Genomic DNA, 14,209 nt, shown 5'->3' with positions numbered 1-14,209 from the left:
TTCGGTCCTTGAAGGGCAATAAACGGCGACGCCGGGCTACGCGCCCGTCCCGGCGTCAAAACAGGCGGGCACACTAATATAATTGAGAATCATTTTCAATAAACGGACCTTCAACGCCGGAGCTACCCCTGTTCGATCAGCATCACGGCGGTGGTCTCCGGCTCCAGCGCCTCGAAAACGTGCTCGCGATCGGCGGAGTAGCTGATGTAATCGCCGGCGCTCAGCTCCAGCGGCTGGTCCGCCGGCCCGAGGCGCGCCCGCCCGCTGCTGATGATCACATGCTCGACGGTGCCGGGGGGATGCGGCCGGGAAAGTTTGGCTTCGCCGGGCTGCACCCGCAGCCGGTAAATGTCGCGCTGCGCCCCCGGCGGGCAGGTGGCCAGCAGCGTGGCGGCGTAGTTGCCCTGCTCCGACAGCGCCGGCGTACCTTCATGGGCGCGGATCACTTGCACCTGCCTGCTCGGCTGTGAAATCAGCCGGCTGACCGGCACGTCCAGCGCCATCGCCAGCGCCCACAGCGTTTCCAGGCTGGGATTGCCGCTGCCGGCTTCCAGCTGCGACAGCGTGGATTTGGCGATGCCCGCTCGCTTCGCCAGTTCGGTCACCGACAGGTTCAACCGCTCCCGCTCGCGGCGGATTGCCGCCGACAGCAGGCCGATAGGCGTGATGTTCTGCATCCGATCGTCACTCATTGTTCGCTATGTCATCCATTTGTTCGGCTTGACGAACACTCGTGTTCGTGTTCATCATAATGTTCGATTGTTCATTTTAATGATTAAGCCGCTTCACCACAAGTACGGCCAGGCAACGAAGGAAACAACATGAAAACGAAAACGCGCGGTGCAGTGCAAATGATCCTCGCCATGACCATCTCCGGCACCGTGGGGTGGCCGGTGCTCGTTTTGGGGCAGCCGCCTGCGACGGTGGTGTTTTGGCGCTGCGCGTTCGGCGCGCTGGCCATGCTGGCGACCTGCGCCGCACTCGGTCAGTTGAAACAAGGCGCGATCAACCGCCGCCAGCTGGCCTTCGCCATTCTGGGGGGGATCGCCCTGGTGCTCAACTGGACGCTGCTGTTTGCCGCCTATCAGCATGCTTCGATCGCTGTCGCCACCGTCACCTACCACGTTCAGCCGTTCATGTTGGTGGCGCTGGGGGCGCTGCTGTTCGGCGAAAAACTGACGGCCGATCGGCTGGGCTGGCTTCTGCTGGCGTTCGCGGGGATGGTGTTGATCGTCGCCGGCCGGCAAAACGGCGGCAGCGGCGATGGCTACCTGCTCGGCGTGGCGCTGGCGCTGGGCGCAGCCCTGATGTACGCCATTGCGGCGGCGATCGTCAAACAGCTGGCCGCGCTGCCGCCGCAGCTGATCGTGTTGATTCAGCTGACCGTCGGCGCGTTGGCGCTGGCGCCGTTCGCCGGCCTGGCTACGCCGCCTGCGGCCCCCCTCGACTGGCTGCTGCTGGCGACCCTCGGCCTGGTGCATACCGGTTTGATGTCCACGTTGCTATATGGCGCCATTCAGAAGATCCCCACGGCCCTGGTCGGCGCCCTGTCGTTCATCTACCCGGCGGTGGCGATCGTGGTGGACTGGGCGGTGTTCGGCCACCGCCTCAGCCTGCTGCAGCTGCTGGGCACGCTGGCGATCCTGGGCGCCGCGGCGGGCATGATGTTTTATAAACGCCATTCAATCTCAACAGCAGCCGAGCCTGCCGTCGTGAGACAGAAAAATAAATGAGCATAAACGAATGCCGAAGGCGTTTTATGTCTAACCTTATTATCGATGCCGCCACTCAGCCTATTTAATCCATTCTAATTATTAAGCATGAAAATAATTAGAATATTTACCTTGCGCGTGGAGAAATATCAATATGAGCAATACCGGTGAGACATTAATCAATGCCATCGTCAGCAATAATTCTCTGATGGCAATAAATAATTGCCCTGGCGTCCCCGCCCAAATGAGCCGGGCCGTTTATGGCAAAACGCAGGACGATAGCGGGGCCGGAACCACGATCGAAAATAACCGTGACATGCAAAAGAATATCAATATCGCGCTGGGGTTCTCTGGGGCGAACTCGGAAACCGCCGTTTGGCATTTCATGATTGGCCCGCCCGTCCACCATTTTGTGGTGATCCCCTGGTACCAGCATACGGCGCCGCACGGACGGGTCTACACCGTATTTATGGCCTACGAGAACCGGTATTCGGTTGGCGGCTATGTTCAGCATACGCCGCCGGCGCCTTCTGCGGTGAAAGGCTACCGTACCGTCTGGAGCGTGACCGACCTGGGGCAGATGTTTAGCGATTTGTTGACCAGCGCCACGGCGTGGCAAACCTATTTCGGTGCGGTGGGCGCAGCGCAGGCCAATAAAATAACCTATTGGAAATATAAGGTAACGTCTTTAGATTCCGCCGTGGCCAACGTCAATAAATACCGCTAATCCCATCCGGCGGGCAAGCTATGCACAATAAGGCATTCGTCTTGCGCCCGGCGCGGTGCTATTTATTTAAACCGTGTAGGGTAGAAGGAGTGTTCTATGTGGCATCACCGCCTGCAACGGCGCATCCGTTTCAGCTACTGGAACGAACTGTGCGTCGCAAAAAAATAAGGGAAGGCGCAAGCCTTCCCTTTTGTCATTCACCGTTCAGATCAGAAACGGTCGGTTTTTACCACGTCGTCGAACGGCAGTTTGCCGATGCGCGGATAAGGTTGCCCCGCCGCCTTACCGATGGCGACCATCAGCGCGATCTGATAGTGCGCCGGTTTGTTGATGATTTCGCCCACGGCGTCGAAATCAAACCCGTCCATCGGGCAAGAGTCGTAGCCCTGCGCCTTGGCCGCCAGCATCAGCGTCTGGGCGAAGATGCCGCTGCTGCGCATCACTTCGTCGCGCTGCACCTGTGGCTTACCGCGATAATACTGATCGACGGCCGGGATCATGAACTGCTGTACCGGTTCCGCCGCCTCGGCCCAAACGTTTTTTACCTGTGACTCCCAGCTCGACAGATCGCCGCACAGCACGACCAGCATCGATGCGTCGGTCACCTGCGCCTGCCCCCACGCCGCCTCGCGAATTTTCTCGCGCTGAGCGCGATCTTCGATCAGCAGCGGGCGCCAGTGCTGCAGGTTAAAAGCGCTGGGTGCGCCCTGCAGCGCGATAGTCAGCAACGCTTTTTTCTCTTCGAGCGTCATCACGTGCTGCGTATCGAACTGCTTGGTGGCGCGGCGCTGGCGGATTGCGTCTAACGTATTCATTTTACTGCCTCTGTCCATGTGAAAGGCCCTATTGTCGCCAACGCGGCGCGCCTGTCCAGCCCTCGGCGGCTATTTCTGCGCGGTTTCGGCGCGCAGGCGGCCGACCTGCGCCGCCAGATCGGGCCACGGCGCCTGACCGGCGTAGTGCTGCCGCAGGTAGTTGAGCAGGATGGCGATCTGCACGTCATCCAGGTTATGGCGGAAGCCCGGCATATAGCCCAGTTCGGCGTTCGCCGGCCGCTGTATGCCATCCAGCACCACGCGAATGGCGTTGTCCGGCGCCTCGGCAAACAGGTTGGTGTTCAGCGCCAGAGACGGCCGCACTCCTGCCATCTGCGCGCCTTTTTCCTGCGCATGGCAAGCCATGCAGGCGCCGGAAAACAGCCGCGCGCCTTGCGAGCTCAGGGGCTCCACCTGCCGTTCCGCCTGAGCATTCAACGCGGCCGCCGTCGCGCTCGCCGCCGTTTCAGGATGATAGCTGCGCAGATAGACGGCGATCGCCTGCAGATCGGCCTGCGGCAAGCGGGACAACCCTTCTTCGATCACCGGCGCCATCGGGCCGGCGGCCACGCCGTGGTTGGCCGAGTAGCCGGTACGCATAAAATCGACCAGATCCTGCTGCGTCCAATCGAGCGGCGCAGGCGAGCGGCCGGTCAACGCCGGCGCCGTCCAGCCTTCCGCCACGCCGCCGGCCAGGTGGTCGCTACCGGTTTTCTCGCCGAACAGCACGTTGCGCGGCGAGTGGCAGGCGCTACAGTGCCCCAGCCCTTCGGCCAGATAAGCGCCGCGGTTCCAGGCGGCGCTTTGGGCCGGGTCTTCCTGCATCGCGCCCGGCGTCAGGAACAGCAGGTTCCAGGCGAAGATACCCTGGCGGATATTGAACGGAAAGTGCAGCTCGGTGGCCGGCGGCCGGGAGTTGACCGGCGGCTGCGACATCAGGTAAGCGTACAGCGCCTGCAGATCGTCGTCGCGGGTGCGGGTAAAGGCGGTATAGGGAAACGCCGGGTAAAGGTAGCGGCCCTGGCGATCGACGCCGTGGCGCATGGCGCGTTCAAACGCCGCATAGCTCCAGCTGCCGATGCCGGTTTCCACGTCCGGCGTGATGTTGGTGGTGTAAATGGTGCCGAAGGGGATCTCCATCGCTAACCCGCCGGCGTTGCGCTCACCGCCCGAACGGGTGTGGCACACCGCGCAATCGCCGAGATCGGCCAGCGTTTTGCCGCGCGCGATCTGCGCCTCGCTGAAACTGTGCGTCGCATCGGCGGCGAGCGGCGCGATTTCCGGTTGCCAGCTGGCGACAACGCCGGCCACCACAACGGCGATCGCCGTGAAGCCACCCCACCCGACGATTTTTTTCATCTTACTCATCTTTGCTGTCCTTGTTCGTTACGGGGGGTTAATGGCCGGCCTGAGCGCGCAGCGCGGCGAGCACCCGCGCCGGCGTAAACGGCACCTCGCGCAGGCGCACGCCGAGCGCGTCAAACAGCGCGTTGCCGATCGCCGCGGCACTCGGCACCGAGGCGGATTCTCCGGCGCCCATCGGCGCTTCCTCCGGACGGTCGATCAGCTGGATATCGATCTGCGGCAGTTCGTCGAAGCGCAGGATCGGGTAGCCGCCCCAGTCCAATGACGTCACCCCCGTCTCGTTGAAGGTCACAAACTCTTTCAGCACCCGGCTGGCGGACTGGATAATGTTGCCGTGCACCTGATGGCGCACCCCGGCCGGGTTGATCATGCGGCCGCAGTCATGCGCCACGAAGATTTTATCGAGCGTGATCTGCCCGGAGCGGCGGTTGACGCTGAGATCGCACACCCAGGCCGCCCAGGCGGCGCCGAAGCCAGGGAACTTGCTGTGGAAATAGCGCGCGTAGGCGAAGCCCCGGCCGCTCACCACTTCGGCGCCGGCGGCGCGCGCCCGGTGCGCCGGGCCGTCTTGCCAGTTCGCCTGCCGTTTCAGGGCTTCAATCAAAGCCACCGCACGCGGATCGTTCAGATAGCGCAAACGAAACGCGATCGGATCCTCACCGGCGCGCCAGGCCAGCTCGTCGATCCAGGACTCATGGGCGAACACGTTGGGCAGCGCCGAAACGCCGCGCATCCACGAAGCCCGCACGATCGGCGCGGCGTCCTGGCAGACGACCCGCATGTGCGGATACTCGTATTGCGGAATGGCGGTGCGATCGCCCATCTGCTGCACGTCGGCCCGGTTGGCCACTTTGCCGGTCAACACCAGCGGCAAGGTCACGGCATTGTTGGAGGGATAGCTGGTTTTCAATTCGTAGGCCGCCACCCGGTTTTGCGCATCGAGGCCGCCGCGCACCCGAATCAGCTGGCCGGTGCCCTTCGGCTCCCAACCGGATTCCTGTTCGCGCATCAGCTGCACGCGCACCGGTCGGCCGGTGGCCCGCGCCAGCAGCGCCGCGTCCGCCGAGACGTCGTCGGCGCAGTTGCGGCCATAGCAGCCGGAAGCCTCCATGCGGGTGATGTGCACCTGCCCAGGCGGCAGCTCGAGCAGCCTGGCGATATCTTTGCGCAGATCGTGCGGGTTTTGCGTGCCGGACCACACCTGCGCCCGCCCGTCTTTGACCTCCGCCACCGCGCAGGAAGGGCCGATCGAGGCGTGCTGATGGTAAGGCCAGACATAGTCGGCCTGCACTTCGGTATGCAGCAATGCCAACGCGGCGTCCGTGCCCGCGTCGTCGCGCAGCACGCGGTCGGTTTTCGGATTGACCTCCAGCGCGGCGGGCAGCGCTTCCAGCGACAGATCCGGCAATCCGGCCCAGGGTTGCCAGGTGGTTTTCAGTTGGCGCATGGCGGCGATTGCCTGCTCCTCGCGCTCGGCCACGATGCCGATGAAATCGTTGATCACCACCAGTTTCACGATGCCCGGCAGGTGCGCGATCGAGCTTTTATCCACCGACAGCAGGCCACTGCCCAACGGCGCGCTGCTGTCGGCGCCTGCGTATGGCGGGCGCACCACGCGGCCATGCAGCATGCCGGGCAAGCGCAGGTCGTGTACGTAGGTCAGCCCACCGCTGACCTTGGCCGGAATATCGACCCGGGGCACGGCGCGGCCCACATACTGGTTCTGCCGTTCGCTGTTCAGCTGCACGTTTTTATCCAGCATCACGTGCAGATTTTGCCCACTCGCCAGCTGCGCATAGCTCAGCGATCGCCCTGGGTTCCCGGTCACAAATACCTGCCCCGCCGCCGCCGTCAGCTGTTCGGCCGGCAGTTCGAAGGCTTTGGCCGCCAGCGCCGTCAGCAGGTGCCGCACCTGCGCCGCCGCCTGTCGCAGCGGCACCGACGTCACCTGAAGGGTGGCGCTGGCGATGGTCGGCCCCTGATCCGGCGTGCGTTGCGTATCGCCAAGGATCATCGTGACTTGCTCGAACGGCACGCAAATTTCATCGGCGACGATCTGCGCCAGCGCGGTGCGAATGCCGGTGCCCAGATCGACGTGGCCATTGAACGCCGTCACCCGACCGTCGGCGGTGAGGCTGATAAAGCTGTCCACCCGATCCAGCGGCAGCTCGGCGGGCGATGCAACCGCCTCGGCGGCGAAGGCGTTAAACGACGCGGGCAGCAGGCTGCTGACCATTACCACACCGCCGGCCTGCAGCAGCTGGCGGCGGGTCAGTTCGAGGCGGCTCATGCTTGCCTCCGCGCGGCCAGCAGATCGCGGGCGCGCTCGGCGGCATGCAGGATCTCGATATGCGTGCCGCAGCGGCACAGGTTGTAGGCCAGCTCTTTCTTGATGGTTTGTTCGTCCGCCTCCGGCTCGCGCTCGAACAGCGCGACCAGCGTCATGATCATGCCGTTGGTGCAGTAACCGCACTGCGCCGCCTGCTCATCGATAAACCCCTGCTGCACCGGATGCAGCGCCTCCGGTGTACTCAGGCCTTCGAGCGTGGTGACGGATTTTTTTCCTACGGCGGACAGCGGCATTGAGCAGGAGCGTGCGGCGACGCCGTCGATCAGCACCGTGCAGGCGCCGCACTCCCCCAGGCCGCAGCCGTATTTGGGGCCGTTCAATTGCAGATCGTTGCGTAAAACGTACAGCAGCGGGGTGTCGGGCGAGATATCGCCGAGTGGAACCACCCGGCCGTTAACATTGATTTCCATGGTGAAACTATCCCTTAAGCAAACGGATTTAATCCGTAACATCACTGCGATGAATAATTGTGCAGCGTGCTAATAATTATCATCAAAAGACTTGATAATGTTAAGGGAATGTAGCCGCCATGGCTTTAACGAAAAGTGGGTATTTTCTATAAATTTCCTATAGATAAGCCTGGTTTTATGATTGCGCGCCGTGATTATTGGCGTTCGCCAACGCGGCCTCGGCGCCGTCGACCAACAGCCGGAGGCCGGCTTCGAACAGCGCGTCTGCCCCCTTGTCCTGCAGCTTTTCCCAGCCTCCACACAGCAGCGGGTAGCGCCGGCGATCGGCTTCGTTCAGCGCATCATCGGGCTGCATTTGCTGCTCTTCCAGCACCCAACCCACCACGAAACGCCCGACGGCGAACAGCAGATTAACGGCGTGTTCCGGCGTAAAGCCCGCCCGGCACAGCAGCGCCACCTTGGCCTCGATGATGGCGAACTGCGGTTCCTGCGGCCGGGTGCCGGCGTGCAGGCGCGCCCCGTCGCGGTAAGCCAGCAACGCACGGCGGAAATTGATCGCATTGGCGGTCACCCAGGCCTGCCAGGGCATTTTGGCGGGCACCTCTTCGCGGTGATCCAACATGATGGTTTCCGCCATCGCCTTCAGCAGCTCGGCCTTGTTTTTGAAGTGCCAATAGAGCGTGGGGGATTGCACGCCCAGATGCTGCGCCAGGCGGCGGGTGCTCAGGGCATCGATGCCGATGTCATCCAGTAACGCCAGCGCCCCGCGCAGGACGGTTTCACGCGTTAAACGCGCCGCAGTATTTTTTTCGCTCATCTCTCTATCACTGATAGGGTAACTGTGGAATACTCCATACTCTATCACTGTTAGAGTCACAATTTTGAAAAAACCCATGCTGGTTATTTTGTTGACGGTGTTGCTGGATGCGGTGGGCATCGGTCTGATCATGCCTATTCTACCGGCGCTGTTGCGCTCGCTGGGCGGTCTCGATGCCGGCAGCGTGCATTACGGCGCCCTGCTGGCGGCCTATGCGTTGATGCAATTCCTGTTTTCGCCGATCCTCGGCGCGCTGAGCGATCGTTTCGGGCGGCGGCCGGTGCTGTTGATTTCGCTTGCCGGCGCGGCGGCCGACTACCTGCTGATGGCGTTCGCGCCGACGCTGGCCTGGCTCTATCTGGGGCGGTTGCTGGCGGGCATCACCGGCGCCAACATGGCGGTCGCCACCGCTTACGTCACCGATATTACCCCCGCCGGCCAGCGCGCTCGGCGTTTCGGCCTGGTGGGCGCGGTGTTCGGCGTCGGCTTTATCGTCGGCCCGCTGCTCGGCGGATCGCTGGGCGAATGGCATCTGCATGCGCCCTTCCTGGCGGCGGCGATGATGAATGCCCTCAACCTGGTGATGGCGTTTTTCCTGCTGCCCGAGTCGCGTAAATCCCGCCCCCGCGCCGCCGAGAAAATTCGCCTTAATCCCTTCTCGTCATTGCGCCGGCTGCACGGCAAGCCTGGCCTGCTGCCGCTGGCCGGCATTTATCTGGTTATGGCGCTGGTTTCGCAGGCGCCGGCCACGCTGTGGATTTTATACGGTCAGGATCGTTTCGGCTGGAGCATGATGGTGGCGGGCCTGTCGCTGGCCGGCTACGGCGCCTGCCACGCGCTGTCGCAGGCCTTTGCCATCGGCCCGCTGGTCGCGCGGCTCGGCGAGCGCAAGGCGCTGCTGATCGGCCTGGCCGCCGACGCCGTGGGCCTGGCGCTGTTGTCTGTCGCCACGCGCGGCTGGGCGCCGTTCGCCCTGCTGCCGTTCTTCGCCGCGGGCGGCATGGCGTTGCCCGCACTGCAGGCGCTGATGGCGCACAAGGTGGACGACGATCATCAGGGCGAGCTGCAAGGAACGCTGGCCAGCATGGGCAGCCTGATCGGCGTCGCGGGGCCGCTGGTGGCGACGGCGCTGTATGCCGCCACGCGCGATGTCTGGCCTGGGCTGGTGTGGGCGTTGGCCGCCGCCCTGTACCTGGTGGTGCCGCCGCTGCTGGCACGCTCACGCGCCAGGGATGCGGCGCCATAACTTTGCCGTTCTTTAACTTTAGAAAGCAGAAACCGGCATTTTGCCGCCGGGATCCGCTGACCTATGCTAACCCGGTGTGATGAAACGCGTTTTCATGGCATGTCTTCCGGAACGTTTTGCTTTATTTGTTCGTCGTGAACCCTGGGCCGCGCCTGACTGGTGCGGCTTTTCTTTTTGCCCGGCAGTGCCAGCGGCGGTGAATTTTGCTATGTTAACCCGCAGATAAGCTTCCCGTTTTCAGCCGCCGGACCGACTCATGTTTACCCATAAAGCAATCGCCGAGCTCAACGCCCTGGAGCTGATGGTTTATACCTACGTCAGCAAACACAAGAATCAAGTGATGTACATGACCATCCGCGAGCTGGCCGAGGCCGCCGGCGTGTCCACCACCACCGTGCTGCGGTTTTGCAAGAAAATGGGCTGTGACGGCTATTCGGAATTTCGCATCCGTTTCAAGCTGTACCTGGAACAAACCGATGCGCCGCCGGCCGATTCCGGCATCGGCGAAATCCTCAGCTTTTTTAAAAGCGTCAGCAACGAAGAGTTTAATCAGCTGATCGATCAGGCGGTGCACCATATCGCCGCCGCCGAGCGGATTATTTTCGTCGGTATCAGCACCTCAGGCGCGTTGGGGAAATATGGCGCGCGTTTCTTTTCCAACGTCGGGAAATTCAGCACCCACATCGACGATCCTTATTATCCCGTCAACAGCGACATGTATAAAAACGCGGTGGCGATCATGCTGTCGGTCACCGGCGAAACCGAAGAGATCCTGCGGCTGGCCAGCCAGTTCAGCCTGCATCACTGCAAGATCATCAGCATTACCAACAACGAAACCTCTTCACTGGCGAGGCTGGCGGACTTCAACCTCTCCTACCACGTTCCGCAGCATTTGATCGGCGGGCATCACAATATCACCACGCAGATCCCCGTACTTTACATTATTGAAACCATCGGTAAACGGCTCGGGCATATTAATTCGGCAAAATAAAACAGGCTGTTTTTTTATTGTGACAAATCACTTTCCACGGTGATTTGTTATATCGTGACATTTCTTTCGGTCTTGCTACTCTATTCTCAACGCAGCGTTATTACCCTTCATTAAATAAACCGATGAGACATTGACGATGAAACAGTTGCCGAAGGATTTTCTGTGGGGGGGCGCGGTCGCCGCGCACCAGGTTGAAGGCGGTTGGGATCGGGGCGGCAAAGGGCCCAGCATCGCCGACGTGCTGTCCGGCGGCTCGCACGGCGTGGATCGCGTGATGACCGACGGCGTGCTCGAGGGTTATCGCTACCCCAACCACGAAGCGGTGGATTTCTACGGCCGCTATAAGCAGGACGTGGCGCTGTTCGCCGAGATGGGCTTCAAATGCTTCCGCACCTCGATCGCCTGGACGCGCATCTTCCCGAACGGCGATGAAGCGACGCCAAACGAGGCCGGCCTGCAGTTTTACGACGACCTGTTCGACGAACTGCTGAAATACGGCATCCAGCCGGTGATCACCCTGTCCCACTTCGAAATGCCTTACCATCTGGTGAAGGCCTACGGCGGCTGGAAAAATCGCCGGGTGGTGGAGTTCTTCGTGCGCTTCAGCGAGGTGGTGATGCGCCGCTACCGCGAAAAAGTGAAGTACTGGATGACCTTCAACGAGATCAATAACCAGAGCAACTACCGCTATCCGCTGTTCGGCTACTGCTGCTCCGGCGTGGACTACACCCAGGAAGACAACCCGGAACAGGCGCTGTATCAGGTGCTGCACCACCAGTTCGTCGCCAGCGCGCAGGTGGTCAAACTCGGCCATCAGATCAACCCGGAATTCAAGATTGGCTGCATGCTGGCCTGCGTGCCGTTCTACCCGTATTCCTGCAAGCCGGACGACGTGATGTACGCCGTCGAGGCGATGCACCAACGCTATCTGTATACCGACGTGCAGATGCGCGGCTACTACCCAAGCTACCTGCTGCGCGATTGGGAACGCAAAGGGCTGAAGATCGAGATGCAGCCGCAGGACGCGCAGATCCTGCGCGAGGGCTGCACCGACTACATCGGCTTCAGCTATTACATGAGCAACGCCCTGCAGGCTAACGCGGTGGACGGCAGCGACGGCATGTTCGGCTTCCCGGGCAACGTGCCCAACCCGCACGTCAAAGCCTCCGACTGGGGCTGGCAGATCGATCCGGTCGGGCTGCGCTATTCGCTGAACGTGCTGTATGAACGCTACCAGAAGCCGCTGTTTATCGTGGAGAACGGCTTCGGTGCCTTCGACAAAGTGGAAGCGGACGGCCGGATCAACGATGACTATCGCATCGACTATCTGCGTGCCCATATCGAAGAGATGAAGAAAGCGGTGATTGAAGACGGCGTAGACCTGATCGGCTATACGCCGTGGGGCTGCATCGACTGCGTGTCGTTCACCACCGGCGAGTACAGCAAACGCTACGGCTTCATCTACGTCGACAAGCATGACGACGGCACCGGCACGCTCGAGCGTTCGCGCAAGAAGAGCTTCGACTGGTACCGCCGGGTGATCGCCAGCAACGGCGAACAGCTGTAACCGCACGGCAGGCAATCAGGGGCGATTTTCGCCCCTTTTTACTGCGCCTTATTCCGCCGCCTGCCCGGCGGCGAGATACTTCGCCATTTCCGCCGGCGGCACCATGCCGCCACCGGTCGCCCATACCAGGTGCGTCGCCTGCGCCAGACTCTCGGCGCTGATGCCTTGCTCGCTGAGCGCCTTCGCATGGGCTGCAACGCGCCACGGCCCGGCCATGCCGGCCAGCGCGGACGGCTCCAGCTGAAGATGCTCGTGCTTGTCCAACAGCCCGAGCAGCGCAAACATCTCTTCGTCGCTCAGGGTGTAAAACGCGCTCAGCAGGCGCTCCATCGCCCTGCCGACAAAACCGGAGGCGCGCCCCACCGCCAGCCCGTCCGCCGCGGTGCGGTTGTCGATGCCGAGATCTTGCACCGCAATGCCGTCATGCAGCCCGCTGTAGACGCCGAGCAGCATGCAGGGCGAATGGGTCGGTTCGGCGAAAATACAGTGAACGTGATCGCCGAACGCCAGCTTGAGGCCAAACGCCACGCCGCCCGGCCCGCCGCCGACGCCGCACGGCAGATACACGAACAGCGGGTGCTGCGCGTCCACCACGATGCCCTGTTCGGCGAACTGCCGCTTCAGGCGGCCGCCGGCCACCGCGTAGCCGAGGAACAGAGTTTGCGAGTTTTCATCGTCGATAAAGAAACAACGCGGATCGTTCGCCGCCTGCTTGCGCCCCTGCTCGACCGCCACGCCGTAATCTTCGGCGTACTCCACCACCGTGACGCCGTTATCGCGCAACTTTTGCTTCTTCCACGCCCGCGCATCCGCCGACATGTGCACGCTGACGTCAAACCCCAGCCGGGCGCTGATGATGCCGATGGATAATCCCAGATTGCCGGTCGATCCGACGGCGATGCGGTACTGGCTGAAGAACTGACGAAATTCGTCGGAAAACAGCCGGGCGTAGTCGTCGCCGGTCTGCAGCAGCCCCGCCTCCAGCGCCAGCGTCTCCGCGTGCGTCAGCACCTCGTAGATGCCGCCGCGCGCCTTGATTGAGCCGGAGATCGGCAGATGGCTGTCCTTTTTCAGCAGTAGCTTCCCGCCAAGCCGCAGCCCATAGCGCCGATCCAACGCCTGCTGCATGGCGGGGATCGCCACCAGCTCGGATTCGATGATCCCCCCAGTGGGCTGGGTTTCGGGAAAGGCCGCGGCGAGATAAGGCGCGAAGCGCGCCAGGCGCTGCTCCGCTGCGGCGACGTCGGCGGCGGTCAGGCCGACATGGGGCAAGCCTGCGGCCAGCGTTGTCGCACGCGGATTGAACCAGGTGATAGGCTCGAGGGCGACCAGTCGTTGCAACAGCGGATGCTGCGCAACCCACGGTTGAATCTGTGATTTTTGCATAAATGTCCCTGACTGATTTGGCGTTGCCGTCACCATGCCGCGAACGCCGGCGGCTGACAAATGATAAATACTGAACTTGAGGTGCAACAGATTGATGCAAGCGCGGCGCTAGCCGGCCGCGACGCCAAACAGCATGCCGACGCCGGAGGAAACCGCCATCGCCAGGGCGCTCCAGATCAGGATACGCGCCACGCCCGGCAAGATCGGCGCCCCCCCGGTTTTCGCGGCGATGCCGCCGAGAATGCCGAGGGAAATCAGCGCCGATGCCACCAGCGCCGGCCGCGTCCAGGCAACCGGCACCCACAGCGCCACCAGCAGCGGCAACAGCGCGCCGAGAGAGAAACTGAGGGCCGATGCCAACGCGGCCTGCAGCGGCCGGGCGCGCGTGGCGGCGGAAATGCCCAGTTCGTCGCGCGCGTGGGCCTCCAGCGCATCATGCGCCATCAGCTTTTCCGCCACCTGCCGGGCCAGCGCCGGGTCCAGCCCGCGATGCACGTAGATAGACGTCAGTTCGCGGAACTCCCCCGGATAGTCTTCGAGCAGCTCCGCCTGTTCCTCGGCCAGCGCGGCCTTCTCGGTGTCCGCCTGCGACGACACCGACACGTACTCGCCGGTGGCCATCGACATCGCGCCCGCCACCCACCCGGCGACGCCGGCGATCATCAGCGCGGAATGCGAGGCGCTGGCCGCCGCCACGCCCAGCAGCAGGCTGGTCGTTGAGACGATGCCGTCGTTGGCGCCGAGCACCGCCGCCCGCAGCCAGCCGATGCGTTCAATACTGTGCCGCTCTCGATGCATCCTTTCTCTCCCACGTTCTCTTTCC

13 protein-coding genes are annotated in these 14,209 nt (G+C 62.5%); 5 read left to right on the top strand and 8 right to left on the bottom strand.

Going from position 1 to position 14,209, the window contains the following annotated elements; translation table 11 throughout:
* Positions 1–122: 122 nt before the first annotated feature.
* On the bottom strand, positions 123–677 hold the full coding sequence (locus EKL15_RS16275; RefSeq protein WP_077267569.1) for a helix-turn-helix domain-containing protein: 555 nt from the start codon (positions 675–677) through the stop codon (positions 123–125).
* Positions 678–821: 144 nt separating this feature from the next.
* On the opposite strand from EKL15_RS16275, the gene EKL15_RS16270 reads away from it, so the two are divergent.
* The gene (locus tag EKL15_RS16270) at positions 822–1,733 is read left to right on the top strand and encodes a DMT family transporter (RefSeq protein WP_060418811.1); all 912 of its coding nucleotides are present in this window, start codon (positions 822–824) and stop codon (positions 1,731–1,733) included.
* A 133-nt stretch (positions 1,734–1,866) separates the two neighbouring features.
* Positions 1,867–2,439 (top strand): hypothetical protein, encoded by a 573-nt coding sequence (locus EKL15_RS16265; RefSeq protein WP_060418809.1) that lies wholly within the window; start codon positions 1,867–1,869, stop codon positions 2,437–2,439.
* Positions 2,440–2,648: 209 nt separating this feature from the next.
* Here the strand turns inward: EKL15_RS16265 and EKL15_RS16260 are convergent, their stop codons facing one another.
* From EKL15_RS16260 to tetR, 5 genes are all read right to left on the bottom strand, one after another.
* Positions 2,649–3,254 (bottom strand): nitroreductase family protein, encoded by a 606-nt coding sequence (locus EKL15_RS16260; protein ID WP_038871554.1) that lies wholly within the window; start codon positions 3,252–3,254, stop codon positions 2,649–2,651.
* 69 nt (positions 3,255–3,323) lie between these two features.
* On the bottom strand, positions 3,324–4,622 hold the full coding sequence (locus EKL15_RS16255; protein ID WP_087762791.1) for a cytochrome c: 1,299 nt from the start codon (positions 4,620–4,622) through the stop codon (positions 3,324–3,326).
* 28 nt (positions 4,623–4,650) lie between these two features.
* Positions 4,651–6,909 (bottom strand): molybdopterin cofactor-binding domain-containing protein, encoded by a 2,259-nt coding sequence (locus EKL15_RS16250; RefSeq protein ID WP_197862343.1) that lies wholly within the window; start codon positions 6,907–6,909, stop codon positions 4,651–4,653.
* Complete coding sequence (locus EKL15_RS16245) at positions 6,906–7,379, bottom strand: (2Fe-2S)-binding protein (protein WP_060418803.1); 474 nt, start codon at positions 7,377–7,379, stop codon at positions 6,906–6,908. Before EKL15_RS16245 ends, EKL15_RS16250 begins: the two co-directional genes overlap by 4 nt.
* A 175-nt stretch (positions 7,380–7,554) precedes the next feature.
* Positions 7,555–8,196 (bottom strand): tetracycline resistance transcriptional repressor TetR, encoded by a 642-nt coding sequence (gene tetR / locus EKL15_RS16240; protein ID WP_087762788.1) that lies wholly within the window; start codon positions 8,194–8,196, stop codon positions 7,555–7,557.
* Positions 8,197–8,260: 64 nt separating this feature from the next.
* Here tetR and tet(41) point away from each other — a divergent pair, with 64 nt between their 5' ends.
* The 3 genes from tet(41) to EKL15_RS16225 all read left to right on the top strand — a co-directional run bounded on the left by tet(41) (position 8,261) and on the right by EKL15_RS16225 (position 12,000).
* Positions 8,261–9,442 (top strand): tetracycline efflux MFS transporter Tet(41), encoded by a 1,182-nt coding sequence (gene tet(41), locus EKL15_RS16235; RefSeq protein ID WP_072265386.1) that lies wholly within the window; start codon positions 8,261–8,263, stop codon positions 9,440–9,442.
* A gap of 256 nt (positions 9,443–9,698) precedes the next feature.
* Complete coding sequence (locus EKL15_RS16230; protein WP_047730675.1) at positions 9,699–10,433, top strand: MurR/RpiR family transcriptional regulator; 735 nt, start codon at positions 9,699–9,701, stop codon at positions 10,431–10,433.
* 130 nt (positions 10,434–10,563) lie between these two features.
* Positions 10,564–12,000: a 6-phospho-beta-glucosidase gene (locus tag EKL15_RS16225; RefSeq protein ID WP_087762786.1), complete on the top strand. Its 1,437-nt coding sequence runs from the start codon at positions 10,564–10,566 to the stop codon at positions 11,998–12,000.
* A 48-nt stretch (positions 12,001–12,048) separates the two neighbouring features.
* On the opposite strand, the gene EKL15_RS16220 is transcribed toward EKL15_RS16225, so the two are convergent.
* Both EKL15_RS16220 and EKL15_RS16215 read right to left on the bottom strand, forming a co-directional pair.
* Positions 12,049–13,386 (bottom strand): D-serine ammonia-lyase, encoded by a 1,338-nt coding sequence (locus tag EKL15_RS16220; protein WP_060439901.1) that lies wholly within the window; start codon positions 13,384–13,386, stop codon positions 12,049–12,051.
* Between the two features lie 108 nt (positions 13,387–13,494).
* The gene (locus tag EKL15_RS16215) at positions 13,495–14,184 is read right to left on the bottom strand and encodes a VIT family protein (RefSeq protein ID WP_100395763.1); all 690 of its coding nucleotides are present in this window, start codon (positions 14,182–14,184) and stop codon (positions 13,495–13,497) included.
* Positions 14,185–14,209 lie beyond the last annotated feature (25 nt).

This window comes from Serratia sp. 4542, assembly GCF_016805595.1.
In the GTDB taxonomy this organism is placed as follows: Bacteria; Pseudomonadota; Gammaproteobacteria; order Enterobacterales; family Enterobacteriaceae; genus Serratia; species Serratia nevei.
This window is presented reverse-complemented; position numbering and strand designations above follow the sequence as displayed.

Coding starts and splice junctions, on each gene's coding strand:
- EKL15_RS16245 (WP_060418803.1), bottom strand. CDS start 7,379: ATGGAAATCAATGTTAACGGCCGGGTGGTTCCACTCGGCGATATCTCG.
- EKL15_RS16270 (WP_060418811.1), top strand. CDS start 822: ATGAAAACGAAAACGCGCGGTGCAGTGCAAATGATCCTCGCCATGACC.
- EKL15_RS16275 (WP_077267569.1), bottom strand. CDS start 677: ATGCAGAACATCACGCCTATCGGCCTGCTGTCGGCGGCAATCCGCCGC.
- tetR (WP_087762788.1), bottom strand. CDS start 8,196: ATGAGCGAAAAAAATACTGCGGCGCGTTTAACGCGTGAAACCGTCCTG.
- EKL15_RS16230 (WP_047730675.1), top strand. CDS start 9,699: ATGTTTACCCATAAAGCAATCGCCGAGCTCAACGCCCTGGAGCTGATG.
- EKL15_RS16215 (WP_100395763.1), bottom strand. CDS start 14,184: ATGCATCGAGAGCGGCACAGTATTGAACGCATCGGCTGGCTGCGGGCG.
- EKL15_RS16260 (WP_038871554.1), bottom strand. CDS start 3,254: ATGAATACGTTAGACGCAATCCGCCAGCGCCGCGCCACCAAGCAGTTC.
- EKL15_RS16265 (WP_060418809.1), top strand. CDS start 1,867: ATGAGCAATACCGGTGAGACATTAATCAATGCCATCGTCAGCAATAAT.
- EKL15_RS16220 (WP_060439901.1), bottom strand. CDS start 13,386: ATGCAAAAATCACAGATTCAACCGTGGGTTGCGCAGCATCCGCTGTTG.
- EKL15_RS16255 (WP_087762791.1), bottom strand. CDS start 4,622: ATGAGTAAGATGAAAAAAATCGTCGGGTGGGGTGGCTTCACGGCGATC.
- EKL15_RS16250 (WP_197862343.1), bottom strand. CDS start 6,909: ATGAGCCGCCTCGAACTGACCCGCCGCCAGCTGCTGCAGGCCGGCGGT.